The 25,699-nt window shown below is 73.2% G+C and carries 23 protein-coding genes and 1 tRNA gene; 12 read left to right on the top strand and 12 right to left on the bottom strand.

Annotated features, from left to right (window positions below; genetic code table 11):
- Positions 1-16: 16 nt before the first annotated feature.
- The 5 genes from MTR79_RS12945 to iolC are packed head-to-tail and all read right to left on the bottom strand — an operon-like array spanning position 17 to position 5,519.
- A complete protein-coding gene (locus MTR79_RS12945) occupies positions 17-802 on the bottom strand; it encodes a GntR family transcriptional regulator (protein ID WP_086699163.1) in 786 nt (261 codons plus the stop codon).
- Positions 803-850: 48 nt separating this feature from the next.
- Complete coding sequence (gene iolD, locus MTR79_RS12950; protein WP_244790262.1) at positions 851-2,722, bottom strand: 3D-(3,5/4)-trihydroxycyclohexane-1,2-dione acylhydrolase (decyclizing); 1,872 nt, start codon at positions 2,720-2,722, stop codon at positions 851-853.
- The gene (gene iolB, locus MTR79_RS12955) at positions 2,719-3,612 is read right to left on the bottom strand and encodes a 5-deoxy-glucuronate isomerase (RefSeq protein ID WP_086699166.1); all 894 of its coding nucleotides are present in this window, start codon (positions 3,610-3,612) and stop codon (positions 2,719-2,721) included. Before iolB ends, iolD begins: the two co-directional genes overlap by 4 nt.
- Positions 3,613-3,649: 37 nt before the next feature.
- Positions 3,650-4,525 (bottom strand): deoxyribose-phosphate aldolase, encoded by an 876-nt coding sequence (locus MTR79_RS12960; protein WP_244790264.1) that lies wholly within the window; start codon positions 4,523-4,525, stop codon positions 3,650-3,652.
- Between the two features lie 13 nt (positions 4,526-4,538).
- The gene (gene iolC, locus MTR79_RS12965; RefSeq protein ID WP_086699169.1) at positions 4,539-5,519 is read right to left on the bottom strand and encodes a 5-dehydro-2-deoxygluconokinase; all 981 of its coding nucleotides are present in this window, start codon (positions 5,517-5,519) and stop codon (positions 4,539-4,541) included.
- A gap of 322 nt (positions 5,520-5,841) precedes the next feature.
- On the opposite strand from iolC, the gene MTR79_RS12970 reads away from it, so the two are divergent.
- From MTR79_RS12970 to MTR79_RS12990, 5 genes are read left to right on the top strand one after another with little or no spacing between them, the layout of a single operon-like run.
- Complete coding sequence (locus MTR79_RS12970) at positions 5,842-6,861, top strand: sugar ABC transporter substrate-binding protein (protein ID WP_048455142.1); 1,020 nt, start codon at positions 5,842-5,844, stop codon at positions 6,859-6,861.
- On the top strand, positions 6,861-7,940 hold the full coding sequence (locus tag MTR79_RS12975) for an ABC transporter permease (protein WP_189366678.1): 1,080 nt from the start codon (positions 6,861-6,863) through the stop codon (positions 7,938-7,940). The genes MTR79_RS12970 and MTR79_RS12975 overlap by 1 nt, the downstream gene beginning before the upstream one ends.
- Before the next feature lie 5 nt (positions 7,941-7,945).
- Complete coding sequence (locus tag MTR79_RS12980; RefSeq protein ID WP_086699172.1) at positions 7,946-8,857, top strand: ATP-binding cassette domain-containing protein; 912 nt, start codon at positions 7,946-7,948, stop codon at positions 8,855-8,857.
- A gap of 1 nt (position 8,858) precedes the next feature.
- Complete coding sequence (locus MTR79_RS12985; protein WP_048455139.1) at positions 8,859-9,761, top strand: sugar phosphate isomerase/epimerase; 903 nt, start codon at positions 8,859-8,861, stop codon at positions 9,759-9,761.
- A 31-nt stretch (positions 9,762-9,792) separates the two neighbouring features.
- Positions 9,793-10,812: a Gfo/Idh/MocA family oxidoreductase gene (locus tag MTR79_RS12990; protein WP_244790266.1), complete on the top strand. Its 1,020-nt coding sequence runs from the start codon at positions 9,793-9,795 to the stop codon at positions 10,810-10,812.
- A 557-nt stretch (positions 10,813-11,369) separates the two neighbouring features.
- Here MTR79_RS12990 and MTR79_RS12995 read toward each other — a convergent pair.
- The 4 genes from MTR79_RS12995 to MTR79_RS13010 are packed head-to-tail and all read right to left on the bottom strand — an operon-like array spanning position 11,370 to position 15,401.
- A complete protein-coding gene (locus MTR79_RS12995) occupies positions 11,370-12,386 on the bottom strand; it encodes a Gfo/Idh/MocA family oxidoreductase (RefSeq protein WP_244790268.1) in 1,017 nt (338 codons plus the stop codon).
- Positions 12,383-13,387, bottom strand: coding sequence for a Gfo/Idh/MocA family oxidoreductase (locus tag MTR79_RS13000; RefSeq protein WP_086704211.1), 1,005 nt, complete (start codon positions 13,385-13,387; stop codon positions 12,383-12,385). The genes MTR79_RS12995 and MTR79_RS13000 overlap by 4 nt, the downstream gene beginning before the upstream one ends.
- Before the next feature lie 34 nt (positions 13,388-13,421).
- Positions 13,422-14,198: an SDR family oxidoreductase gene (locus MTR79_RS13005; protein WP_086704213.1), complete on the bottom strand. Its 777-nt coding sequence runs from the start codon at positions 14,196-14,198 to the stop codon at positions 13,422-13,424.
- Between the two features lie 27 nt (positions 14,199-14,225).
- Complete coding sequence (locus tag MTR79_RS13010; protein ID WP_244790270.1) at positions 14,226-15,401, bottom strand: phytanoyl-CoA dioxygenase family protein; 1,176 nt, start codon at positions 15,399-15,401, stop codon at positions 14,226-14,228.
- 109 nt (positions 15,402-15,510) lie between these two features.
- Between MTR79_RS13010 and MTR79_RS13015 the strand changes: the two genes are divergently transcribed.
- Both MTR79_RS13015 and MTR79_RS13020 read left to right on the top strand, forming a co-directional pair.
- Positions 15,511-16,545 carry a LacI family DNA-binding transcriptional regulator gene (locus tag MTR79_RS13015; protein WP_086704216.1) on the top strand — a complete coding sequence of 345 codons (1,035 nt, stop codon included), beginning with the start codon at positions 15,511-15,513 and terminating at the stop codon, positions 16,543-16,545.
- A 93-nt stretch (positions 16,546-16,638) separates the two neighbouring features.
- Positions 16,639-17,214: a TMEM175 family protein gene (locus tag MTR79_RS13020; RefSeq protein ID WP_086704225.1), complete on the top strand. Its 576-nt coding sequence runs from the start codon at positions 16,639-16,641 to the stop codon at positions 17,212-17,214.
- Between the two features lie 24 nt (positions 17,215-17,238).
- On the opposite strand, the gene MTR79_RS13025 is transcribed toward MTR79_RS13020, so the two are convergent.
- The gene (locus MTR79_RS13025; protein WP_189366707.1) at positions 17,239-18,402 is read right to left on the bottom strand and encodes a Gfo/Idh/MocA family oxidoreductase; all 1,164 of its coding nucleotides are present in this window, start codon (positions 18,400-18,402) and stop codon (positions 17,239-17,241) included.
- A gap of 182 nt (positions 18,403-18,584) precedes the next feature.
- Between MTR79_RS13025 and MTR79_RS13030 the strand changes: the two genes are divergently transcribed.
- Positions 18,585-18,658, top strand: a tRNA-Pro gene (locus MTR79_RS13030).
- Between the two features lie 118 nt (positions 18,659-18,776).
- Complete coding sequence (locus tag MTR79_RS13035) at positions 18,777-19,445, top strand: MSMEG_1061 family FMN-dependent PPOX-type flavoprotein (RefSeq protein WP_244790272.1); 669 nt, start codon at positions 18,777-18,779, stop codon at positions 19,443-19,445.
- A gap of 245 nt (positions 19,446-19,690) precedes the next feature.
- On the opposite strand, the gene MTR79_RS13040 is transcribed toward MTR79_RS13035, so the two are convergent.
- Positions 19,691-20,122 carry an ankyrin repeat domain-containing protein gene (locus MTR79_RS13040; protein ID WP_244790274.1) on the bottom strand — a complete coding sequence of 144 codons (432 nt, stop codon included), beginning with the start codon at positions 20,120-20,122 and terminating at the stop codon, positions 19,691-19,693.
- Positions 20,123-20,361: 239 nt separating this feature from the next.
- Positions 20,362-22,968: a CHAT domain-containing protein gene (locus MTR79_RS13045; RefSeq protein ID WP_086704227.1), complete on the bottom strand. Its 2,607-nt coding sequence runs from the start codon at positions 22,966-22,968 to the stop codon at positions 20,362-20,364.
- Between the two features lie 127 nt (positions 22,969-23,095).
- Between MTR79_RS13045 and MTR79_RS13050 the strand changes: the two genes are divergently transcribed.
- The 3 genes from MTR79_RS13050 to MTR79_RS13060 are packed head-to-tail and all read left to right on the top strand — an operon-like array spanning position 23,096 to position 25,640.
- Positions 23,096-24,529, top strand: coding sequence for a S8/S53 family peptidase (locus tag MTR79_RS13050; protein WP_244790276.1), 1,434 nt, complete (start codon positions 23,096-23,098; stop codon positions 24,527-24,529).
- A gap of 59 nt (positions 24,530-24,588) precedes the next feature.
- Entirely contained in the window at positions 24,589-25,164 is a 576-nt protein-coding gene (locus MTR79_RS13055) for a sigma-70 family RNA polymerase sigma factor (protein ID WP_048455226.1), read from the top strand.
- Positions 25,161-25,640, top strand: coding sequence for a hypothetical protein (locus MTR79_RS13060; protein ID WP_114875475.1), 480 nt, complete (start codon positions 25,161-25,163; stop codon positions 25,638-25,640). The genes MTR79_RS13055 and MTR79_RS13060 overlap by 4 nt, the downstream gene beginning before the upstream one ends.
- Positions 25,641-25,699: the final 59 nt, after the last annotated feature.

The raw sequence follows: 25,699 nt of genomic DNA on the forward strand, positions 1-25,699 counted from the left end.
GGGAGGGCCCCGCGGTTCACGGTCTGACCAGCAACTGGAAGTCGAAGGAGTACCGGGACGCGCGGTAGATGTGGCTGCCGTACTCCACCGCCCGGCCCGTGTCGTCGTACGCGGTGCGCTGCATGGTGAGCAGCGCCGCGCCCTCCTTCTCGTCCAGGCGGGACGCCTCCTCCGCGGTCGCCGAGCGCGCGCCGACCGTCTGGCGGGCGCTGTGCAGGGTGATGCCGGCCGTGCGCATCATCCGGTACAGGCCGGTCGCCTCCAGACGGTCGCCGTCCAGGTCGAGCAGGCCCGACGGGAGGTAGTTGCCGAGCAGGGCGACCGGCAGGCCATGGGTGCGCCGCAGCCGCTCCAGGACGATCACCTCGGCGCCCTCGGCAAGCCCCAGGGCGGCGGCCACACCGGGCGGCGCCGGGACGGTCTCGTGGCGGACCACCTCCGTGGTCGGCGCCTGTCCGGCCGCCTCCAGGTCGTCGTAGAGGCTCGTCAGTTCCAGGGAACGGCGCACCTGGCTGTGCACCACCTGGGTGCCCACCCCGCGCCGCCGGACCAGCAGCCCCTTGTCGACCAGGGACTGGATGGCCTGGCGGACGGTCGGCCGGGACAGGCCGAGGCGCACCGAGAGGTCCACCTCGTTGCCCAGCAGGTCGCCGGGCGCGAGCACCCCGTCGGAGATCGCCGCCTCCAGCTGCTGGGCGAGCTGGTAGTACAGCGGCACCGGACTGCCCCGGTCCAGGGCGAAGTGCAGGGGGTGCGTCGCCGTTCCGGCCGCGGCGCGTGCGGGGTCACCGGTCTTCGCCATGGACGTGCCTTCCTGTCGGGGCTCCCGGTCGGAGCGCGGGGGACGGGTTCACAGGTGGCGGCGGCGCCCGGCGACCTGGGCGTCGTAGCGTTCCCGGGCCTGCCGGGCGGGCTCGCGGGTGGCGACCTCCGCCACCGGCACGTCCCACCAGGCCTCGGCCGGGGGAGCGGTCGGCGTCGGGTCCGTCTCGACGTAGACGCAGGTCGGACGGTCGGAGGCGCGGGCCTCGGCGAGGGCGGCGCGCAGCTCACGCACCGTCTTGGCGCGCAGGACGTCCATGCCGAGGCTGGCCGCGTTCGCCGCGAGGTCGACCGGCAGCGGGGCGCCGGTGAAGGAGCCGTCGGCGGCGCGGTGGCGGTAGGCGGTGCCGTAACGCTCGCCGCCGGTCTCCTCCGACAGGCCGCCGATGGAGGCGTACCCGTGGTTCTGCACCAGCACCACGTTGACCGGCAGGCCTTCCTGGACGGCCGTGACGATCTCCGTGGGCATCATCAGATACGTGCCGTCGCCGACGAGCGCCCAGACGGGCGTGCCGGGCGCGGCCTGCTGGACGCCGAGGGAGGCCGGGATCTCGTAGCCCATGCAGGAGTAGCCGTACTCCAGGTGGTACTGGCGGGGGCTGCGGGCACGCCACAGCTTGTGCAGGTCGCCCGGGAGCGAGCCGGCCGCGTTGATCACCACGTCGTCGTCGCCGACCACCGCGTCCAGCGCGCCCAGCACCTGCGTCTGCGTCGGCACGGCGGTGTCGTCCTCGGCGCGCAGGGCCGCCTCGACGACCGCGTCCCAGCGCTCCTTGCCCTCCCCGTACTCCGCCTCGTACGCCGCGTCCACGCGGTACCCGGCGAGCGCCTCCGTGAGCCGCTCCAGACCGGTGCGGGCGTCGCACACCAGGGGGCGGGCGGCGAGCTTGTGGGCGTCGAAGCCGGTGATGTTGAGGTTCACGAACGTGACGTCCGGGTTCCGGAACAGGGTGCCGGAGGCGGTGGTGAAGTCGGTGTAGCGGGTGCCGACGCCGATCACCACGTCGGCGTCGCGGGCCAGCGCGTCGCTCACCGCGGTGCCGGTGTGGCCGATGCCGCCCAGGTCGGCGGGGTGGTCGTGGCGCAGGGAACCCTTGCCGGCCTGGGTGGAGGCGACCGGGATGCCGGTGGCGTCCACCAGCGCCCGCAGCGCGTCCTCGGCCTCGCTGTGGTGCACCCCGCCGCCCGCGACGATCAGCGGCCGCCGTGCCGCCCGTACGGCCGCCACGGCCGCGTCCAGCTCCACCGGGTCCGGGGCGGGCCGCCGTACCGTCCACACGCGCTCGGCGAAGAACTCCTCCGGCCAGTCGTACGCCTCCGCCTGCACGTCCTGCGGCAGCGCGAGGGTGACGGCGCCGGTCTCGGCCGGGTCGGCGAGCACCCGCATCGCGTTCAGCGCGGACGGGATCAGCGCCTCCGGGCGGGTGATCCGGTCGAAGTAGCGGGACACCGGGCGGAGCGTGTCGTTGACCGACACGTCGGCCTCGACGGGATGCTCCAGCTGCTGGAGCAGCGGGTCGGCGGCGCGGGAGGCGAAGTAGTCGCCGGGCAGCAGCAGCACCGGCAGCCGGTTGATGGTGGCGAGCGCGGCGCCGGTGACCATGTTGGTCGCGCCGGGGCCGATGGACGTGGTCACCGCCTGCGCGGAGAGGCGGTTGAGCTGGCGGGCGTGGCCGACGGCCGCGTGCACCATCGACTGTTCGTTGCGGCCCTGGTGAAACGGCATGGTGTCGCGGTACTCCACCAGCGCCTGCCCGAGACCGGCGACGTTGCCATGACCGAAGATGCCCCAGGTGCCCGCGATCAGCCGGCGGCGCACGCCGTCCCGCTCGGTGTGCTGCGCGGACAGGAACCGCACCAGGGCCTGGGCGGTGGTCAGTCGGCGGGTGGTGGCGCTCATGCGGACCTCTCCGGTGCGGTGTAGAGGGGGAGTCGGGGGTCGACGGGCTGCTCGGGCCAGGTGTCGCGGATCCAGGCGTGGTCGGGGTGGTCGCAGATCAGCCAGGCCCGCTCGGCCTCGGGTCCCGCCATGACGTTCAGGTAGTACATGTGGTGGCCGGGCACCGCCATGGACGGGCCGTGCCAGCCGTCCGGGATGAGGACGACGTCGCCGTCACGCACCTCGGCCAGCACGTCCGTCTCACGGCCCGGACCGGACGGGGACACCCGCTGGTAGCCGAGGCCGGGCGTGCCGTCGTGGGCGGCGAACTCGAAGTAGTAGATCTCCTCCAGCACCGACTCCTCGCCCGGCCGGTGCTCGTCGTGCTTGTGCGGCGGGAACGACGACCAGTTGCCGCCCGGGGTGAGCACCTCCACCGCGATCAGCTTGTCGCACTCGAGGACGTCCGCCGCGCCGAAGTTGTTCACCTGGCGGGAGCAGTTCCCGGTGCCGCGCAGCTCCACCGGCACGTCCGACGCCGGCCCGTACCGGGCGGGGAGCCGCCGCGAGCAGCGGGCGCCGGTCAGGGCGAACCGCCCGCCCTCCGAGGAGGACACGGTGACCCGGGCGTCACGCGGCACATAGGCGAAGTCGGTGACGCCGTCGAACACGCTCCTCCGGCCCGTGAGCGCGAACTCCTCGTGGCCGAAGTCGTCGTCCGAGGCGACCGTGCACGCGCCGCCCAGCGGCAGCACGATCCACTCGCTGTCCCCGGTGTCGAAGGTGTGCGAGCCGCCCGGCTCCAGCCGCAGCACCCGCAGCGAGGAATACCCCCAGCCGGCGCTCCGCGGGCTCACGTCCACGGTGTACGGGCCGGCGGCGGCCTTGCCCGCGGGAAGGTGATGGGTCATGCGTGCCTCCGTCTGCGTGCGTCGTCGTACGGGCTTGTCACAACAGGCCGACGGCCGTGTCCACCGCCGTCTCCACACTGCCCTCGACCGGGTAGAGCAGCGAGCGGCCGACGACCATGCCCTGCACGGTGGGCAGCCGCAGCGCCTTGCCCCAGCGCTCGTAGGCCGCCTCCTGGTCGCCCACCTCGCCGCCGAGCAGCACCACCGGCAGCGTCGAGGTGCGCAGCACCTCGTCCATGTCGTCGACGTCCTCGGTGACCGGCAGCTTCAGCCAGGTGTAGGCGGAGGTGCCGCCGAGCCCGGAGGCGATCGCGACGGAGCGGGTGACGGCCTCGGCGGACAGGTCGTTGCGGACGCGGCCGTCCACCCGGCGGGAGATGAACGGCTCCACGAACACCGGCAGGCGGCGCGCGGCCATCGCGTCGACGGCGCGGGCGGAGGCCTCCAGGGTGGTGAGCGAGCCGGGGTCGTCGTAGTCGATGCGGACCAGCAGCTTGCCCGCGTCGAAACCGAGCCGCTCGATGTCCTCGGCGCGGTGGCCGGTGAAACGGTCGTCCATCTCGAAGGACGCACCGGCCAGGCCGCCGCGGTTCATCGACCCCATGACGACCTTGTTCTCCAGTGCGCCGAGCAGCAGCAGGTCCTCCAGGATGTCGGCGGTGGCCAGCACCCCGTCCACGCCCGGCCGGGACAGCGCGACGCACAGGCGTTCCAGCAGGTCGGCCCGGTCCGCCATGGCCAGACGGCGGTCGCCTATGCCGAGCGCGCCCCGCGCGGGGTGGTCTGCGGCCACGATCATCAGCCGGCCGCTGTCGCCGATCAGCGGACGGCGGGTCCGGCGGGCCGCCGCCTCGGCGACGGCCTCGGGATGCCGGGCGCGGACCGTGGTGAGCTCGGGGATGCTGAGTTTCAAGGAAGGGCTCCGTTCAGGACTGGCTCGGCCGGCCGGCCGAGCCCCGCGCGAGGAGGTCGGCGACCTCCGGCCCGGTCGGCATGGCGGACGAGCAGGCGAGGCGCGAGGCGACGAGGGCGCCGGCCGCGTTGGCGTGGCGCATGGTCCGCTCCAGGTCCCAGCCGGAGAGCAGACCGTGGCAGAGCGAGCCGCCGAAGGCGTCGCCGGCGCCGAGGCCGTTGACCACCTCGACCGGCACCGGGGGCACCTCGGCGCGGGTGCCGTCCCGGTGCACGGCCAGCACACCCCGCGGACCCTGCTTGACCACGGCCAGTTCCACGCCCGCCGCCAGCAGCGCCTCGGCGCACGCCTCGGGTTCGCGCACCCCGGTGGCGACCTCGCACTCGTCGAGGTTGCCGACGGCGACCGTGGCGTGGCGAAGCGCCTCGCGGTAGTACGGGCGCGCCTGGTCCGGGTCCCGCCAGAACATGGGCCGCCAGTCCAGGTCGAAGACGGTGGTGCCGGCCTTGGCGCGCGCCTCCAGGGCGGCCAGCGTGGCGGTGCGGCTCGGTTCCTCGCTCAGGCCGGTGCCGGTGACCCAGAAGATGCCGGCCGCGCGGATCGCCGGCAGGTCCAGCTCGTGCGGGTGGATCTCCAGGTCGGGCGCCTTGGGACGACGGTAGAAGTAGAGGGGGAAGTCGTCCGGCGGGAAGATCTCGCAGAAGGTGACGGGGGTCGGGTAGGCGGCCACCGGGGTCACCCAGCGGTCGTCCACGCCGAAGTCCTTCAGCGCCTCGTGCAGATAGGCGCCGAAGGGGTCGTCCCCGGTGCGGGTGATCACCGCGGTGGAGCGGCCGAGCCGCGCCGCGGCGACCGCGACATTGGCGGCCGAGCCGCCCAGGAACTTCCCGAACGTCTCCACCTGCGACAACGGCACCCCGGTCTGCAGGGGATAAAGATCGACCCCGATGCGACCCATGGTGACCAGGTCGAAATACTGTGGTGTGTCGGCCATTGAGCGACGCTCCTCGAGCAGCTGGGGATGCGGGGCCCAGGACGCCCTGCCACGGTGGGGACGTGCTTCCGGGGACCCGCCGCATCCCAGGTGTAGGTCTCGAGGGGCGGCGGTGTCAATAGTTTGTACTTACATTCGGACGAGCGCGTGAAATGATGTCTTAACAAAGTATTGACAGCAGGCGGTTTCGGGGATTGGATCGCGTCCCAGCACGAACCGCCGTGTGTGATGGCACACGCCCCGGACTCCCGAGGTTCCGGGCACCGGACTCTCGGACTCCTCGCCCCCTTTCCCCCGTGAAGCACAGTGAGGTGCAGGACTGATGGACCGCTCTTCCCACCCCCGCTCCCGCAGAGTCGCCCCCTTCGTCGCGGCCGCGGCGGCAGCCGCCCTGGCTCTCGCAGGCTGCTCGAGCAGCAGCGGCGGCAAGAAGTCCGAGGAAGGCGGAGCGGACGCCTCGGCCGGCAAGGCCTCGACGCCGCAGATGACGGTCGCCCTGGTCACCCACCAGGCGCCCGGCGACACCTTCTGGGACATCGTGCGCAAGGGCGCGCAGACCGCCGCCGACAAGGACAACGTCAAGCTGATCTACTCGGCCGACCCGAACGCCGGCAACCAGGCCAACCTGGTGCAGAACGCGATCGACCAGAAGGTCGACGGCATCGCGGTCACCCTCGCCAAGCCGGACGCGCTCAAGGGCGTCATAGCGAAGGCCACGGCGGCCGGCATCCCGGTCGTCGGCCTGAACTCCGGACTGAGCGACTGGAAGGACCTCGGGCTGCTGGAGTTCTTCGGGCAGGACGAGAGCGTCGCGGGCGAGGCGTTCGGCAAGAAGCTCAACGAGGTCGGCGCGAAGAACGCGGTCTGCGTCGTCCAGGAGCAGGGCAACATCGGCCTGACCCAGCGCTGCGCCGGCCTGGAGAAGACCTTCGAGGGCAAGACGCAGGTCCTCAACGTCAACGGCACCGACATGCCGTCGGTGAGGTCGACCATCACCGCCAAGCTGAAGCAGGACTCCTCCATCGACTACGTCGTCACCCTCGGCGCGCCCTTCGCGCCGACCGCGGTGCAGTCCGTCGAGGAGGCCGGCAGCAAGGCGAAGGTCGCCACCTTCGACCTGAACAAGGAGCTGACCGGAGCCATCCAGGACGGCGACATCCAGTTCGCGGTGGACCAGCAGCCGTACCTCCAGGGCTACCTCGCCGTCGACGGCCTGTGGCTCTACAAGAACAACGGCAACTACAGCGGCGGCGGCGAGCAGCCCGTCCTGACCGGTCCGGCGTTCGTCGACAAGTCCAACGTCGAGGCGGTCTCCCGGTTCGCCGCGAAGGGCACCCGGTGATGAGCATGGCCCAACAGGCTGAGCCGGCGGCGACCACGCCGCCGGCCCCCGGCCCCGCGAAGCAGAAGGACGGGCGCACCGCGCGGCGCCCGCTGACGCTGCGGCTACTCGCCCGGCCCGAGGTCGGCGTCTTCCTCGGCGCCGTCGCGGTCCTCGTGTTCTTCCTGTTCGCCGCCCCGCCCGTGCGCGACGGCAGCTCGATGGCGAACATCCTGTACCAGTCGTCGACCATCGGGATCATGGCGCTGCCCGTGGCGCTGCTGATGATCGGCGGCGAGTTCGACCTCTCGGCCGGCGTCGCCGTCGTCACCTCGGCGCTCACCGCGAGCATGCTGAGCTACCAGCTCACCCTGAACGTGTGGATGGGCGTGATCGTCGCCCTCGTGGTGTCCCTCGCCGTCGGCTTCTTCAACGGCTGGATGCTCGTGAAGACCGGGCTGCCGAGCTTCCTCGTCACCCTGGGCACCTTCCTGATCCTCCAGGGCGTCAACCTCGCGGTGACCAAACTCGTCACCGGCAACGTCGCCACCGACAGCATCGCCGACATGGACGGCTTCGACCAGGCGAAGGCGCTCTTCGCCTCCAGCTTCGAGGTCGGCGGCGTCCAGGTGAAGATCACCGTGATCTGGTGGCTCGTCTTCGCCGCCCTCGCCACCTGGGTCCTGCTGCGCACCAAGTACGGCAACTGGGTCTTCGCGGTCGGCGGCAACAAGGCGAGCGCCCGTGCGGTCGGCGTCCCCGTCACCTTCACCAAGATCTCCCTGTTCATGCTGGTCGGCTTCGGCGCGTGGTTCGTCGGCATGCACAACCTGTTCTCCTTCAACACCGTGCAGTCCGGCGAGGGCGTGGGCCAGGAGCTCATCTACATCGCCGCGGCGGTCATCGGCGGCTGTCTGCTGACCGGCGGCTACGGCTCGGCGATCGGACCCGTCTTCGGCGCCTTCATGTTCGGCATGGTGCAGCAGGGCATCGTCTACGCCGGCTGGAACCCCGACTGGTTCAAGGCCTTCCTCGGCGTGATGCTGCTCGGCGCCGTCCTCATCAATCTGTGGGTCCAGCGCACGGCGACCCGGAGGTGACCGCAATGACCGACAAGACGACCGGCACCGACGGTGCCGTCCGCACGGACACCCCGGCCGACGGGGGCCGCCCCCTGGCCGAGCTCCGCGCCGCCGGCAAGTCCTACGGCAACATCCGCGCCCTGCACGGCGTGGACCTGACCGTCCACCCCTCCAAGGTGACCTGCGTCCTCGGCGACAACGGCGCCGGCAAGTCCACCCTCATCAAGATCATCTCGGGGCTGCACCAGCACACCGAGGGCGAGTTCCTCGTCGACGGCGAACCGGTGCGCTTCTCCACCCCGCGCGAGGCTCTCGACAAGGGCATCGCCACCGTCTACCAGGACCTCGCGGTCGTCCCGCTGATGCCGGTCTGGCGGAACTTCTTCCTCGGCTCCGAGATGACCAAGGGCCCCTGGCCCCTGCGCCGCCTCGACATCGACCGCATGAAGCGGACCGCCGACGAGGAACTGCGCAACATGGGCATCGTCCTGGACGACCTGGAGCAGCCCATCGGCACGCTCTCCGGCGGCCAGCGCCAGTGCGTGGCGATCGCCCGCGCCGTCCACTTCGGCGCTCGCGTCCTCATCCTCGACGAGCCCACCGCCGCGCTCGGCGTCAAGCAGTCCGGCGTCGTCCTGAAGTACATCGCCATGGCCCGCGACCGCGGCCTCGGCGTCATCTTCATCACCCACAACCCGCACCACGCCTACATGGTCGGCGACCACTTCAACGTGCTGCGTCTGGGCACCCTGGAGCTCAGCGCCGACCGCAGCCAGGTCAGCCTCGAGGAGCTGACCAACCACATGGCCGGCGGCGCGGAACTGGCCGCCCTCAAGCACGAACTGGCGCAGGTCCGCGGCGTCGACACGGAGGGCCTGCCGGAGTCCGGCGACCTCAGGGCGTCCACGGCCGCGACCCCGGAAGGGAAGTCCTGACATGGCAGTCGCCCTCGACCGCATCCGGGTCGGTTCCGCCCCCGACTCCTGGGGTGTCTGGTTCCCCGACGACCCGCAGCAGGTGCCCTGGCGGCGCTTCCTCGACGAGGTCGCCGAGGCCGGCTACTCCTGGATCGAACTCGGCCCCTACGGCTACCTGCCGACCGACCCCGCCCGCCTCACCGACGAGGTGCGCAGCCGCGGCCTGAAGGTGTCCGCCGGCACCATCTTCTGCGGGCTGCACCGGGGACCGTCCGAGTGGGACTCCACCTGGGAGCAGGTCAGCCGCGTCGCCGCGCTGACCCAGGCGATGGACGCCAAGCACCTGGTCGTCATCCCGTCGTTCTGGCGGGACGACAAGACTGCCGAGATCCTTGAGCCGCCGGAGCTCACCACCGAGCAGTGGGGCCACCTCACCCGTGGCATGGAACGCCTCGGCCGAGAGGTGAAGGAGACGTACGGGCTCGACATCGTCGTCCACCCGCACGCCGACACCCACATCGACACCGAGGAGCACGTCGAGCGCTTCCTCGACTCCACCGACTCGGGCCTGGTCAACCTCTGCCTCGACACCGGTCACTACGCCTACTGCGGCGGCGACAGCGTCAAGCTGATCGAGACCTACGGCGAGCGCATCGGCTACCTCCACCTCAAGCAGGTCGACCCGGAGATCCTCGCCGACGTCGTCAAGAACGAGATCCCCTTCGGGCCCGCCGTCCAGCGCGGGGTGATGTGCGAACCGCCGGCCGGCGTGCCGGAGCTGGGCCCGGTGCTGACGGCCGCGCAGAAACTGGGCGTGGACCTGTTCGCGATCGTCGAGCAGGACATGTACCCCTGCGAGCCGGACAAGCCGCTGCCCATCGCGGTGCGCACCCGGAAGTTCCTCCGCTCCTGCGGCGCCTGACCACCACCCACCGGACCGGGAGGCGACACACATGAACCGGCGCGAGCCCCTCGGCATCGCCGTGGTCGGCACCGGCCGCATGGGCGCCGACCACGTGCGGCGGATCGACCGGGTGATCAGCGGGGCACGCGTCGCCGCGGTCGTCGACATCGACCAGGAACGGGCCGAGGCCGTCGCGGCCGGCGTCGACGGCTGCACCGCCCACACCGACGCCGACGAGGCGATGGCGTCGCCGGACGTCGACGCCGTGCTCGTCGCCTCCTCAGGTCCCGCCCACGAGGCGGCCCTGCTCGGCGCCTTCGCGCACGACCTGCCCGTCCTGTGCGAGAAGCCGCTCACCCCCGACGCGGCCTCCGCGCTGCGCGTCATGGAAGCCGAACAGGCCCTCGGCCACCGCCGGGTGCAGGTCGGCTTCATGCGCCGGTACGACACCGAGTACGTCCGCCTCAAGGCTCTGCTCGGAACCGGGCAGCTGGGCCGGCCGCTGATGCTGCACAACCGTCACCGCAACGTGGCCAGCCCGCCCTTCTTCACCAGCTCCATGCTGATCAGCGACTCCGTCGCCCACGAGGTCGACGTCACCCGCTGGCTGCTGGGCCACGAGATCACCGCTGTGACGGTGCTCCGGCCGGCCTCCTCCTCGGAAGCCCCCGAGGGGCTGCGAGATCCGCAGTTCGTCGTCCTGGAGACCGACGGCGGCGCCCTCTCCGACGTCGAGATCTTCGTCAACTGCGGCTTCGGCTACCAGGTGCAGGCCGAGGCGGTCTGCGAACGCGGCACCGCCCGCATCGGCGACGGCCACCAGCTGGTCACCACCATGGCCGGACGCTGGGGCGGCACCATCGCCCAGGACTGGACCGAACGCTTCGCCCAGGCGTACGACGACGAGGTCCAGACGTGGGTCGACGCCACCAGCCGCGGCGAGGTCACCGGCCCCAGCACCTGGGACGGTTACGCCGCCGCGGCCGTCTGCGAGGCCGGCGTCCGGGCGCTCGAACAGGGCGTCCGGGTCGAGGTCGAACTCGCGGAGAAGCCGCCGCTGTACGCCTGAAGCCGCGTTCTTCGCAGGGCGGCGCTGGGCCGCGACGCGGTGCAGGCAGCGATGGGCTGAGGCAACGCGCCTGCGGCGTTGGGCTGCGTCCGGTGGGGGTTGAGGTCGTGTGCCTGCGGCGCAGGGTTCTGTGCGGTGGGGGCGGGCATAGCGCCTACGGGCGGTGGGTGGTGCGGGGCCGCGGTGGGGGCGGTCGTCCTCGGTCTGGCGCGATGAGGGCGTGACAACGGGGAGGGCGCGGACGCGCCGGCCGCTGCGGGCGCCCACCCCCACCCCGTCCCCTCCCCGCCGTCGGCGGCTACCCCGACACTGGTGGCGGGCACACGTCCCGCCATCCGCGGGCATTCGTGCCTCCCCCAGTGCCTCAAGGGCCTGGGAGGTGCCCCCAGGGCGATGGGGGTCCCCCCCGCTCGAGCGGAGTCGAGAGTGGGGGAGAAGCCGAGAGTGGGGGAGGGTGGGCGCGGCGGCGCCCTGTCGGCGCCAGGTGCGCGAACTCCCTCGGCCCGCACCCGCGCCGAGGTACGGCCCGGGCCCGCGCCGGCGGGCCGCGCGCCAGGTCAGGGTGCGGTGCGAGGCCGCGGGGACAGGCCCGCGGCCGTGTAGCACGCGTCGATCAGATGCATCGTCGCCACCGCGTCGTCCGCGTCGAGGGGCAGGGACGCCTCCCGACGGACCCGGGCGGCGAACGCCTCCAACTGGTAGGCGTACGACGAGCGCGTGCCCAGGCGCTCCGTACGCTCGCCCGCTGCGGTGCGGACCACCACCCGGTCGTCCATCTGCGGCAGCACGAAGTTCGGGGCCGTGGCCTTGCCTCGCGTGCCGATGACCCGCAGGCTCATCTCCAGCCCCTCGTACGCCATATGGCACCGTGCCGTACCCGTCGCCCCGCCCGGGTACGCGACATCCGCGTCCAGCCACTCGTCCACGCCCGGCGCCCCCGCCCGCTCACCCGCCCGTGCCGCGACCACGCGCGGCGCGCCTCCCGCCCACGGGGCGAGCATCCGCAGCGCGTGCAGGCCGTAGCAGCCGAGGTCCATCAGGGCGCCGCCGGCCAGACGCAGGGACCAGCGCGGGTCGTCGGGCCCGGGGGCCGGGATCGCCACCATCGCCTCCGCGTGGCGGAGTTCGCCCAGTTCGCCGGAGGCGAGCAGCTCGTGCAGCCGGCGGGTGACCGGGTGGAAGAGGTAGTGGAAGGCCTCCATGAAGACCGTGCCGGACGTCGCGGCGGCCTCCCGCACCTCCCGGGCCTCATCGGCGTTGCTCGCCGAGGGCTTCTCCGTCAGCACGTGCTTGCCGGCCGTCAGCGCGGCCAGGTTCCAGGGCCCGTGGAGTCCGTTGGCGAGCGGGTTGTAGACCGCCTCGACCTCGGGGTCGGCGAGCAGCTCGGCGTACGAGCCGTGGGTCCGCTCCACACCGTGCGCGGCGGCGAACGCCTCGGCGCGGGAGCGGTCGCGGGCGGCCACCGCGACGAGGCGGTGGCCGCCGGACCGGGCCGGGGCGACGAGGGCGCGCTCGGTGATCCGCGCGGCCCCCAGGATTCCGACGCGCAGGGGCTGCGGAGCGGGCTCGCTCATGCCTGCCGTACCTCCTCAAGAGTGACGGGACGGTGCTCGTGCAGCGACAGTGTGCACGCCTCGGCGATCCAGCCGGCCTCCAGGGCGTCCTCGATCGTGCACGGCGACGGGCGGGACCCCGCCACCACCTCCGTGAAGGCGAGGAGCTCGGCGCGGTAGGCGTCGGTGAAGCGGTCCATGAAGAAGTCGTGCGGCACGCCCGCCGGGAAGGTGACGCCGGGTTCGACCGAGCGCAGCGGCAGCTTGTCCTCCAGGCCCACCGCGATCGAGTCGGTGAAGCCGTGGATCTCCATGCGGACGTCGTAACCCCGGGCGTTGTGGCGGCTGTTGGAGACCACCGCGAGGGTGCCGTCGTCCAGGGTGAGGATCGCACCCGTGGTGTCGGCGTCGCCCGCCTCCTTGATGAAGTCGGCGCCCCGGTTGCCGCCGGCCGCGTACACCTCGGTCACCTCGCGGCCGGTCACCCAGCGGATGATGTCGAAGTCGTGCACCGAGCAGTCCCGGAAGATCCCCCCGGACGCGGCGATGTACGCGGCGGGGGGCGGCGCCGGGTCCAGGGTCGTGGAGCGTACGGTGTGCAGTGTGCCCAGCTCGCCCGACCGGACCGCGGCGCGGGCGGCTACGAAGCCGGTGTCGAAGCGGCGGTTGTAGCCGATCTGGACGGGGACGTCCCGGCCGGCGACGGCCTTCAGCACCTCGACGCCCTCGGCCATCGTGCGGGCGACGGGCTTCTCGCAGAAGACGGGGACGCCCGCGTCGACGCAGGCCGTGATCAGCCCCGGGTGGGCGTCGGTCGCGGCGGCGACGACCACGCCGTCCACCCCGGCCGCGAGCACCGCCTCGGGAGAGTCCGCGACCTGCGCGCCGAAGCGCTCCGCGGCGGCCTTCGCGGCGTCCGCGAACGGGTCGGAGACGACGAGGGACTCGACGGCGTCGAGCCCGGACAGGGTCTCGGCGTGGAAGGCGCCGATGCGGCCGAGGCCGAGGATTCCGATGCGCATGTGGTGATGCTCCTTGGTGAGGGGGCGGGGCAGGTCAGTCGAGGCCGCCGAGGACGTTCTGGTCCCAGTCGATGACGGAGCCGGTGACGACCCCGGAGCGGTCGGAGAGCAGCAGGACCACGAAGTCGGCGATCTCGTCTGGCCGGCCGAGCTTGCCCATCGGCAGCCTCGCGGCGGCCTGCTCGCGCCAGTCGTCGCCGGCGCCGTGGAAGGTGCGCTGCGTGGCGTCCTCGCCCTCGGTCGCGGTCCAGCCGATGTTCAGGCCGTTGATGCGGACGCGGTCCCACCGATGGGCGTGAGCCGCGTTGCGGGTGAGGCCCATCAGGCCCGCCTTGGCGGCGACGTACGGGGCGAGGAACGGCTGTCCGCCGTGCGCCGAGGAGGTGATGACGTTGACGATCGTGCCCGGCTCGGCGCGCCGCACCATGTCCGCCACCGCCGCCTGCATGGCGAAGAACGGCGCCTTGAGGTTGATCGCGATGTGCTGGTCGAACAGGTCGGGTGTGGTGTCCAGGAGCGTGCCGCGTGAGGTCAGGCCGGCGGAGTTGACCAGGCAGTCGATACGGCCGTACGCCCGTACCACTTGGGCGACCGTGTCCTTGGCCTGCTCGGCGTCGGCCAGGTCGGCGCGTACGAACATGGCCTTGCCGCCCTGCCCGGCCAGTTCGGCGACCAGCGCCTCGCCCGGCTCCGGGCGGCGGCCGCTGACCGCCACGACCGCGCCTTCGCGCACCGCGGCCCGTGCGACGGCGGCCCCCACGCCCTGACTGCCGCCGTTGACGAGGACGACCTTGTCGTCGAGGAGTCCCATGATGTCCTTCCGGGTGGTGGTGTCGGGTCAGCTCGCGCGGCGTGCGGCGGCGGCCCGCAGTTCGTCGCGCAGGGCTCGGGGGGACCGGCCCTCGCGCAGCGCCCTGCGCACCACGTCGGCCTGGGAAGGCGGGGCGAGGCCGTCGACCGGCGGGTCGTCGTCCAGGTTGGTGGGGAACGGATAGCCCTCGGCGCTCGCCGCGATCACGTTCTCCAGCCACTGCTCCGAGGCGCCCTCGGCCTTGCGGGCCAGAAGTACCGGGTAGACGGCGCCCACCACGGCTTCACGGTCCACGGTCTCCATGGCACGCCCGAAGGCCGAGGACACCTGGAGCAGGTTGGCCGCGCGCCGGATGTCCGCCGAGTGGTTGGCGCCGGCCGCGTGGAACAGCGCCGGGTTGAAGAACACCGCGTCGCCCTTGGCCAGGGGGAGCTGGATGTGGTGGTCGTCGAAGTACGCCTGGAACCCGGGCAGCCGCCAGGCGAGGTAGCCGGGCTCGAACTTCTGCGAGTGCGGCAGGTACATCGTCGGCCCGGACTCCACCGGCATGTCGCAGTGCGCGACCGCGCCCTGGAGGGTGAGCACGGGGGAGAGGCGGTGCACGTGCGCCGGGTAGGCCGCGGCCGTCTCGTCGGAGAGGAAGCCCAGGTGGTAGTCACGGTGCACGGTCTGCGCCGCGCCGCCCGGGTTCACCACGTTCACCTGCGAGGTCACCTGGTAGCCGGGGCCCAGCCAGGCCGTGGACACGAGGGCGACCATGTCGTTCGCGTAGTAGTCGGCGAACGTCTCCGGGTCGTGCAGCGCGGCCTTCTCCAGCGCGTTCCACACCCGGTCGTTGGCGCCCGGCTTCGCGAAGTGGTCGCCGGCGGTGGCGCCCGACGCCCGCTGCTGGGCGATCAGGGCGTCGAACACGGCCGTGGTCCGGTCCACCACCGAGGTGTCGGAGAAGGCGCCGCGGACCACCACGATGCCGGGGCCGTCGGCGAGGGCGCGCACCAGTTCGGCCTGCGCGGTGCGGCGGTCGGCGAGCGCGAGCCGCTCGGCGTCGTAGAGCAGTACGTTCCGCTCGACCGCGGAGGCCAGCGGGTACGAGGAGGCGTCGATCGACTGCTCGACCAAGGCGCGGAAGGCGTCCAGATCGCAGTCCCGCTCCGACAGCCAGGCGGCCGGCGCGGGGGTCTGCACGGAAGGCGATGCGGACATGGAGTCGTCCCTTCGGGTCACGGAGCGACGCTGGTGATGTCATTCTTGTCAGAACAAACCCCTCGCACCACCATCAGGAACCCATCAAAAACCCCTCAGGAGCAGTCGCATGGGGCACCCCTTCCCGATCCGTGAAATCGCACGTCAGGCCGGACTGAGCGAGGCCACCGTGGACCGGGTCCTCAACGGCCGGGGCGGGGTACGGGAGAGCACCGCGCGTGAGGTGCACCGGGCCATCGCCGACCTGGACCGGCAGCGCACCCAGGTCCGCCTGGTCGGCCGGACGTTCATGGTGGACATCGTGATGCAGTCGCCGGAGCGGTTCTCCACGGCCGTCCGCGCCGCCCTGGAGGCCGAACTGCCGTCCCTGCACCCGGCGGTGGTGCGCTCCCGCTTCCACTTCCGGGAGACCGGACCGGCGGAGGAGCTGGTCGCCGTCCTCGACCGGATCGCCCGCCGCGGCTCCCAGGGCGTGCTCCTCAAGGCCCCCGACGTTCCCGAGGTCACCGCCGCCGTCGGGCGGCTCGCCGCGGCCGGCATACCGGTCGTCACGCTGGTGACCGACCTGCCGGTCAGCGCCCGCATCGGCCACGTCGGGAGCGACAACCGAGCGGCCGGGGCCACCGCCGCCTACCTCATGGGCCAGTGGCTCGGCGACCGGCCGGGCAACGTGCTCACCAGCCTCTCCAGCGGCTTCTTCCGCAACGAGGAGGAGCGCGAGATGGGCTTCCGCAGCACCATGCGCGCCCGCCACCCCGGGCGCACCCTCGTCGAGATCGCCGAGGGCCAGGGCCTGGACGCCACCCAGTACGACCTGGTCCGCGCCGCCCTGGAACGCGACCCGGAGATCCGCGCGGTCTACTCGATCGGCGGCGGCAACATCGCCACCCTGCGCGCCTTCGAGGACGCCGGACGCGAGTGCGCCGTGTTCGTCGCCCACGACCTCGACCACGACAACACCCGGCTGCTGCGCGAGCACCGGCTGTCCGCCGTCCTCCACCACGACCTGCGCCACGACCTGCGCGAGGCCTGCCGTCTGGTGATGCGCGCCCACGGCGCGCTGCCGCCCGCCGGACCCACCCTGCCCTCCGCGATCCAGGTGGTCACGCCCTACAACATGCCCGCGCCCGCCGTGGCCGGGTGACCCGCCTGGCGTGTGACGCCCCGCTCCCGGCCGGCCGTGCCTACCGTCGTGCGCATGAGGAAACCGACCACGGAAGGCGGGACCGACCGGCTGCTGGCGCTCTCCGACGGCGTCTTCGCCATCGCCATCACCCTGCTGGTCCTGGACATCCACGTGCCGCAGGGACTGGACTCCGACGGGTTCCACGAGGCGCTCGGCGACGTCCTGCCCAACCTCGGCGCCTACGGGATCAGCCTCGCCGTGCTGGCCGGCTTCTGGCGCGACCACCGGGCCATCTTCCGCCCGGTGCGGCAGGTGGACGCCGACGTGATCTGGCTGACCGTCCTCGGCCTCGGCCTCGCCGCGCTGCTGCCGTTCCCCACCGCCCTGGTCTCCGAGTACGGCGACGAACGCGCCTCCGTCGTCATCTACTCGGCGGCCGTCGCCGCCCTCGGCGCCGTCCACCTCGCCCTCGCCGCCGTCATCGCCCGCCGGCCCTGGCTGCGCGGCGACGCCGAACGCGTCCGGGACGAGTTCCTCTACGCCCTCGATCTGGGCGCCACGGTCGCGGTGTTCGTGGTGACCATTCCGCTGGCCCTGGTGGTGGGACCGGCCGCCATGTGGTGGTGGCTGGTCCTGGTGCCGATCAAGGTGTGGCTGGGACGAAAGGAGAACGCGGCGGCGCGGTGAGTGCCGCGGTGCCCGCCGGCGACGTCACACGGGGGCGTCCACCGTCACCCACGCCCGGTCCTCCGCCGACCGCGCCATCGCGTCCAGCACGGTCGCGCTGCGCACCGCGTCCGCGAGGGTGGCGCCGTACGGGACGCCCTCGGCGACCGACCGCAGGAAGCGGTACGCCTCGATCACCTTGAGGTCGTCATACCCCATGGCGTTGGCCGCTCCCGGCTGGAAGGCGCCGAACTCGCCGTCGCCCGGCCCGACGTACACCGTGCTCACCGGCTGGTCCTGGTAGCCGGTGCCGCGGCTGACGCCCAGTTCGTTCATCCGGCGGAAGTCCCAGAACACCGCCCCCTCGGTGCCGTGCACCTCGAAGCCGTAGTTGTTCTGCTCGCCCACGGAGACCCGGCAGGCCTCCAGCACGCCCCGCGCGCCGGAGGTGAACCGCAGCAGGCAGTTCACGTAGTCCTCGTTCTCCACCGCGCCCAGCTCGCCGCCCGTCGCGCGGGAGTGGCCCGCGGTGGCGCCGGCCGGCCGGGCCCGCTCGGGCAGGAAGACGGCCGTGTCGGCGGCCAGGGAGGCGATGTCGCCGAGCAGGAAGCGGGCAAGGTCGGCGCCGTGCGAGGCGAGGTCGCCCAGCACGCCGCTGCCGCCGCGCTCCCGCTCGTACCGCCAGGTCAGCGCGCCCTCCGGGTGGGCCGCGTAGTCGCTGAACAGCCGGACGCGGGCGTGCGTGACCCGGCCGATCCCGCCGGAGGCGATCAGCTCGCGGGCGGCCTCCACGGCGGGCGCGTTGCGGTAGTTGAAGCCGACCGCGCCCTGGACGCCGGCCTTGACGACCGCGTCCGCGACCGCCCGCGCGTCCTCCGCGGTCAGCCCGACCGGCTTCTCGATCCAGATGTGCTTGCCGGCCTCGGCCATGGCCACGCCGATCTCGCGGTGCAGGAAGTTCGGCGCGGTGACGCTGACCGCGCGCACCCGGGGGTCGGCGGCCACGTCACGCCAGTCGCGGGTGGTCGAGGCGAACCCGAACTGTGCGGCGGCCTCCTCCGCCCGCCCCGGCACCTCCTCCGCGACGGTGACCAGTTCCGGACGCAGCGGCAGCTCCGGGAAGTGATGCGCCACCCGCGCGTAGGCCTGGGTGTGCACCCGGCCCATCCAGCCGAATCCGACGACGGCGACGCCCAGCGCATCCACCATGACTGCCTCTCTCCGGCCGGGTCCTGTCCTGCCCGCCCACCTTCAGGCCGGGCGGCGTGACCTGTCAACCATTTGACAGGACAAATGTGCGGGCTCGCTCGTCCGCGTCCCCGGCCCACCCGCCCCTCCGCATACGGTAGGGTTGACCTGCGAGATCACGCGGTTCGCCGCGGGAGCCGCATCGGGACGTGGCGCAGCTTGGTAGCGCACTTGACTGGGGGTCAAGGGGTCGCAGGTTCAAATCCTGTCGTCCCGACGATGCGAGGACAGGGGTCCGCCGGACATCCGGCGGGCCCCTGACGCATTCCGTGCACACCGCACGACATCACGCGGAGCCCTGCACAGGACCAAGGTCGTCTTCTAGGGTCGTCCGTATGACCACCGACACGGGGACCACCACCGGCCTGCTCTTCGACGCCCTGAAGGCGGACGCCCTCACCAGCACGGAACAGCTGCGCGAGCTGTACCCGCAGCCCAACGAGAACGCGGTCCGCAAGGAGATCGACCATCTCACTCACGAGACACGGGCGTTGATCGGCTGCGCCTCGCTGGTCCTCGTCGGCAGCGCGGACGCCGAGGGCCGGGCCGACGTGACCCCGCGCGGCGGCCCGCCGGGGTTCGTCGCGGTGCTGGACGACCGGACGCTGGCGATCCCCGACGCGACGGGCAACAAGCGGCTCGACACCCTGCAGAACGTGGTGGAGACCGGACGGGTCGGCCTGCTCTTCGTCGTCCCCGGCCGCACGACCACGCTCCGCGTCAACGGGCACGCCTTCGTCTCGGCCCGCCCCGAACTGCTCGCTCAGCTCACCGCCGTGGGCAAGCCGCCCGTCTCCGCGATCGTGGTGCGGATCGAACAGGCCTACCCGCACTGCCCGAAGTCGCTGATGCGCGGCAATGCCTGGCAGCCGGAGAAGTGGGTGCCCGCCGACGCCCAGCCGAGCAGCGCGCAGGTGACGCTGGCCCAGCTGAACCTGCCAGGTCTGACCGTCGAGCAGATCGAGGAGATCGAGCGGGAGTCGCTGCGCACGCGCTACGAGTGAGCGCGAGGCCGGCCGGTCCGGGGATCAGTACGGCCGCCACGGCGAGGTGCATGAGCGCGCGCGTCCCGGTGTCCATGCCGTCGCCGGTCAACGGCAGGAAGGACACGGCCGGTACGGCGACGGCCACGCCGGCCCGTCACCGGGCCGGAGCCGTCGGTGAACGTGTACGCGGGGTCCTTGCCGTTCTCGCAGCCGAGCGGGCACCGTCAATGAGTGAGTGCTGGCTTCGTCGGTGCCCGTTGCCGTCAACCGGCTGTTTCGTGTTCCCGAGCTCCCGCGGCGAGAAGGGCGTCGACCGTTTCCTGGTGCGGTCCGTTCCGCGCCCACCGCAGCGGTGACCACCCGGTGCCCTGGTCCTCACGGAGGTTCGGATCGGCCCCGTGCTCCAGGAGTGCGCGCACGGTCTCGACGTGCCCCCAGCACGCGGCCCCGCACAGGGGCGTGCCCTGGTCCCCGTGACCGCTCTCGGTGTCCGGCGAGGCCCCGGCCGCGAGGAGACGCCGCACCTTGTCGGTCGCTCCGTGGACCGAGGCGGCGTAGAGGGGCGTCGTGCCGCCGGCGTCACGCCCGTCGGGGTCGGTCCCGGCTCGCAACAGCGCGTCGACCTCGCGGACCTCCCCGAACATGACCGACTGGACGAGCCGCCGGGCCAGCTTCTTCTGTCGTCGTTTGTTCACGCCCGCCAGCGTAGGTCCGGGTCACCGTGTCACCGCGCGTCGTGGGACGAGCCGGTCCGCCGCCAGGGCCCGTTCACGCCGTCGTCGCCGGCATCGACGTCGGCAGCACAACAACCCGGTACCGGGCTGGTCCACCGGTACGCCGCACCCCGGTTCGCGTCGCGCTCGTACCGCCGGCCCGGCGGGCCCGCGCCCCGCCCGCAACCGGGAGCCCCCAGCCGGCCCGCAAGGGGCCGCCCTCACGTCGCCCCGAACGCCGTGAACGCCCACCCCGTGGCCCGGTGCAGGGCGTCGTCCGGCATCGCCGACCGGGCGTCGCGGAGCGCCTCCGGGAGAGGGAGGCCCGCAGCCAGGCCCTCGTGCAGGGCGAGCATCAGGGGGACGACCGCCGCGTCGTTGACCGGCGCGCTGCACGCCACCACGCCCGCCGTGCCCAGCGGCAGCAGCGCCGTGACCAGGCCGAGGAGTTCGTCCGCACCGACCGTGGCGAAGCGGGCCGTGTCGCAGCAGGACAGGATGATGCGGTACGGGCTGCGGCCGAGCCGTTCGAAGTCGTGCACGATCAGCGGGCCGTCCGCCATCCGCAGCGCGGAGAACATCGGACCGTCCGTGCGGAACGTGCCGTGCGCCGCGATGTGCGCGAGGCCCGCCCCGTCCAGTTCCGCGAGCACCCGCGGCACCGTCGCGTCCCGGTGTTCCAGCACCGTCGCCCCGCCGTACCGGCCGGCCAGGCGGGTCACCTCCTCGCCGCCCGTCGCCAGACCCGGCCCGCGCACCAGCACCTGGCGTCCGCCCCACGGCGGCCGCGTCTCCCGAGCGCGCAGCCAACTGCTAGCCGACGGCGACACGCTGACGACCCGTTCCCGCAGCGACGGCAGCAACGCCCACGGCACCCGGTGCAGCCGCCCCGGCGGCACGATCACCACCGGACCGTCGCCCAGGTGCGCCGCGGCGGGCCCCAGCAGCAACTCCTCCAGACGGCGGCCCGCCGCCTCGACCACCGGCAGCCGCGCCTGCGCCCCCGGATGGGCCAGCCGCCGCAGCCCCGCCTGCACATGCTCGGCCTCCCTCTCGGCGGCCGCCAGCAGCCCCGCCTCGAACCGGCGCACCCGCCCTTGCCCGCACAGCAGCACCTGCACCCGCCCGTCGACCACCGCCAGCTCCACCAGCCGTACGCCGTCGCCCAGTTGCTCCAGCAGCCGGCCCACGTCGAAGCGGGCGTCGTCGCCGTGCGCCTCGCCCCGCATGTGCAGGGTGCGGGAGCGGATCGCCCGCTCCAGACGGCGCTGTTCCCGCTCCAGCGCCGGCACCGGCCTGCCCTCCATCCGGGTCTCCTCGGCGCGCGCCGCGATCTCCCGGTACGCGGTCATGTGGCTCAGCAGCTCCGGGTCGGCGGGCGGCCGGGTCGGCGGCGCGGACAGCGCGGTGGCCCGCCAGCGTTCGCTCCACACCAGCAGCCGCCGGGGCCCGCCCGACCGCAGTGCGGCCTGCTGCGCCAGCGCCGCGAGTTCCGCGCCCTGCGCCGTCGCGCGTGCCCGCAGCTCCGACGCGCCCAGCGTCATCCGGTGGTCGTCCAGCACGTCCAGCCCGCGCCGGCACGCCTCCAGCACGCCACGCGTGGAACCGGCCGCCCGCGCGCGCAGCGCCTGCGCCGCCCAGCCCGTCATCCGCGCGAGCGGTGGCCCGCTTCGCCGGCTGCGCGCGGCCACCGCCAGGTGCCGCTCCGCGTCCGTGGTCCTGCCCAGGTCCAGCGCGATCCGCCCGGCCAGCAGGAACGCCTCCGGGGCGGCCGGCGCGCCGAGTTCCACCAGCCGCTCCGCCACCGCCGCCGCGTCCCGGACCAGCCGGCCCGACCTCTTCCCGGCCGCGTGCCGGGCCCCGATCAGCACCAGCCGGGCGTGCGCCTCCCACCAGGCGCGCCGCTGCCCCGCGAACAGCCGCACGGCGAGCGCCGCGCGCGCCGTCGCCGTCGCCGGGTCGTCGGCCTGCCGGGCGGCCCGCGCAGCCGCCAGCAGCAGCTCCGCCTTGCGCGTCGACTGACCGCCGATGGAGTCCAGTTCGGCGATCGCCGTGTCCGCCTCGGCCAGCGCCTCCGCCGCGAGACCCGCGGCCATCAGCACCTCGCAGCGCCGGATGCTCAGCATGAACGTCGGCGTGCCCAGCTTCGCGTACCGCTCCTCCGCCTCGTCCAGCAGCCGCAGCGCCGCCGGGACGTCACCGGAACGGAAGGCGGCAAGACCGCGGCTCTCCACCGCGTCCGCCTTGTCGTGCTCCTGATCCGTGACCGCCCACAGGTCCTCCGCCGACGCGAAGTCCGCCTCGGCCCGCTCCACCGAGCCCAGCGCCAGATGCACCGTCGCGCGCAGCGTCAGCGCCCGCGCCGTCCAGATCACGTCCCCCGCCTGCCGCAGCACCGGCACGGCCCGCCGTACGTCCTCCAGCGCCTCCTTGTGATGGCCCAGCACCCACCACGAGTACGCCCGCCGGAACAGCACCCGGGCCCGGGTGTGGCCGGTGCCGCGCCGCACGCCCCGGCCCAGGGCGTCCAGGCCCTGCCGGGTGCGCCCCGAATGCACCAACGCGACCCCGAGGGTGGCGAGGACGTCCGCCTCCCGGTCCGCCGAACCCGCCCGCGCCGCCCAGTCCCGCGCCCTGCGCAGATGACGCAGCGCGAGCCGCATGTCCCCGAAGTCCCGCTGCCAGATGCCGATCACCTGATGCGCCACGGAGGCGTGCAGGGGCTCGGGGCGGTGCCGCAGCACGGACTCCGCCTTCGTCAGCGCCTCGTTCGGGGCGGCGAACACCAGCGGAAGGAGGTCCTGCACCGCGTCGCTTCCCGCTGTCACCTCCACGATGGTAGTGGTCCGCAACCACGCCTCACAGGTACAGCGTTGTATCAAAGGAGCACCCGGAGGCTCTTCATCACGACAGCTCCGCGGCTCCGGCCCCGTCGCCCCAGTGGAGGACCACGCCATGCCACCCCAGCGCTTCCGTGAGCAGTTCCGGCAGATCCAGCGCTCCATGCCCGGCGTCCCGCTGGCCATGGGACCCGACGACGCGGGGGAGTTCCTCTACGAGAAGGGCGTCGTCCTCGCCCGCGAGGGGGAGGAGGCGCAGGTCGTCGAGGACACCGTGCGCGGTCACTTCCGCACCCTCGCCGCCGGCGCCCCGGACCGCGTCCGCCGCCTCGGCCCCGCCGGCAACCGCTCCGGCGTCGTCCGCATCCAGGTGTCCGACCCCGGTGAGGGCGACGCCGGCGGCGACCCGGCCGTCGCGGGGGCCCTGCGCGCCCTCGCCGCGGTGGAGGGGCGTGCCGGACGCCGCATGATCACCCGCAACCACGTGGTGCACATCGCCGTCAACGCCTGTCCCGGCGACGAGCCGGTGCCCGTGGCGCGTGACGCCCGGCCCAACCCGGCCGTCGCCGAGACCGACGGCGAGCCCGGCGAGGACGCCGCGCGCGTGCTGGTCGTCGACACCGGCCTGATGCACGACTACCGCTCCTACCCGCCCCTCGCCCGCACCCACGGGGACGCCCAGGTCGCCGAGTGCGACGACGACGGGATCCTCCAGCAGTACTGCGGACACGGCACGTTCATCGCCGGACTGGTCGCCGCCGTCGCCCCGCACACCGACATCACCGTCAGCGGCGCGCTCAACGACGCGGGGGCGGTGCTGGAGCACGAGTTCGGGGAGAAGCTCTTCGACGCCGTCGAGGCGGGCGGCTGGCCCGACGTCCTCAGCGTCTCCGCCGGCACGTCCAACGGCCGCACCGACGGGCTCCTCGGCGTCGACGCCTTCATGCGCGAACTGCGCGAGCGGCGCACGCTGCTGGTCGCCTGCGCGGGCAACAACGGCAGCGCCACGCCGTTCTGGCCGGCCGCCTACGCGGACCTGCCCGGCTACGAGGACGCCGTACTGTCGGTCGGCGCGCTGCGCGCGGACGGCGAGTCCGGCGCCTGTTTCTCCAACCACGGCGGCTGGGTGAAGGCCTACGCCCCCGGCGAGCGGCTCACCAGCGCCCTCACGGGCTTCGAGACGCCCGTCCCGTACGTGTACCAGCACTCCACCTACGACGCCTGCCGCTACGGTTTCGACTACGCCTGCACCTGTCACCACCCGCGCCACATGGGCATGTTGAGCGAGGACGGGGCGTCCGCCAAGCCGGACCAGGTGATGTTCGAGGGGCTCGCCCAGTGGAGCGGCACCTCGTTCGCGACCCCCGTCGCGGCCGGCATGGTCGTCTCCCACATGGCGGCGTGCGGGGAGCGCGACCCGCGCGCGGCACGACGGCGACTTCTCGAGGCCGTCGACGAGTTCGTGGACGTACGCGGGGCGCACAAGACGGCGCTGCTTCCGCCCACCTGGCGCCCCGTACGCGTCCCGGCGCCCACCGCGCGGCCATGATGATCGGAACCATCCCCTCCGCGGCGTACCATGACGTGCCGTACACGAGGGGTGGCACCGTGGAGCGTTCGGAAGTCGGCGCGTTGGTCCGGTCCGCTGTCGACGGAGACGCGGCGGCCTGGAAGGCGATCGTGGAGGGGCTGGGCCCGCTGGTCTGGTCCGTGGTGCGCGCGCACCGGTTGTCCGACGCCGACGCCCACGAGGTGTACCAGACCGTCTGGTTCCGCTTCACCCAGCATCTGGACCGCATCCGGGAGCCGGAGAAGGCGGGCTCCTGGCTGGCCAGCACCGCGCGCCACGAGTGCCTGAAGGTGCACCGCCAGGCGCGGCGGCTGCTGCTGACGGACGACCCGCAGATGCTCGACACGGTCAGCGAGGGCGGGGAGCCCGAACAGGCGCTGCTGGAGACGGAGGAGGCCGCCGCGCAGGGGGAGCGGGTACGGCGGCTGTGGCAGGCGTTCGAGGAACTGGGCGAGCGGTGCAGGCAGTTGCTGCGCGTGCTGATCGCGTCTCCGCCGCCCAGTTATCAGGAGGTGTCCGCCGCGCTCGACATCGCGGTGGGCAGTATCGGGCCGATGCGGCAGCGCTGTCTGCGCCGGCTGCGTGCCCGGCTGGAGGCACGGGGGACGGTATGAGCGACGACATCAGCGACGGCACGGGCCTCGGCGACGGTCCCGGCGTCGAGGAGGAGCTGCTGGAGGAGGAGCTGCGGCAGGCCGCGTCCCTCCTGGACCCGGTGCCCCCGGCGCTGCTCCAGAGCGCCGTGGACGCCTTCGCGCTGCGCGACCTGGAGGCGCGGGTCGCCGGGCTGACCTTCGACTCGCTCGTCGACGCGATCCCCGTGCGGGGCGCGGCGGCGGCTCCGCGCATGCTGACGTTCACCGCGGGCGAGGTGACGCTGGACGTCGAGCTGACGGAGGACGGCCTGATCGGCCAGGTCCTCCCCCCGGCCCCGGCCCGCATCGAGGTCCTCACCGGCCCCCGCCCGTCCACCACGGCCACGGCCGACGACATGGGCCGCTTCACGGCGCCGGTGACCCCCTCGGGTCCCTTCGCCCTGCGCCTGCACACGACGGACGAGACGGTGATGACGGAGTGGCTCCGGGCCTGAAGGCTCGCCCGTCCGGGGCGTCCGGCCCGCCACGCGGTGGGCCGCGCGGGCGGCCGGCT

The sequence above is a fragment of the Streptomyces sp. BJ20 genome (genome assembly GCF_022869105.1).
Classification (GTDB): Bacteria; Actinomycetota; Actinomycetes; order Streptomycetales; family Streptomycetaceae; genus Streptomyces; species Streptomyces griseoincarnatus.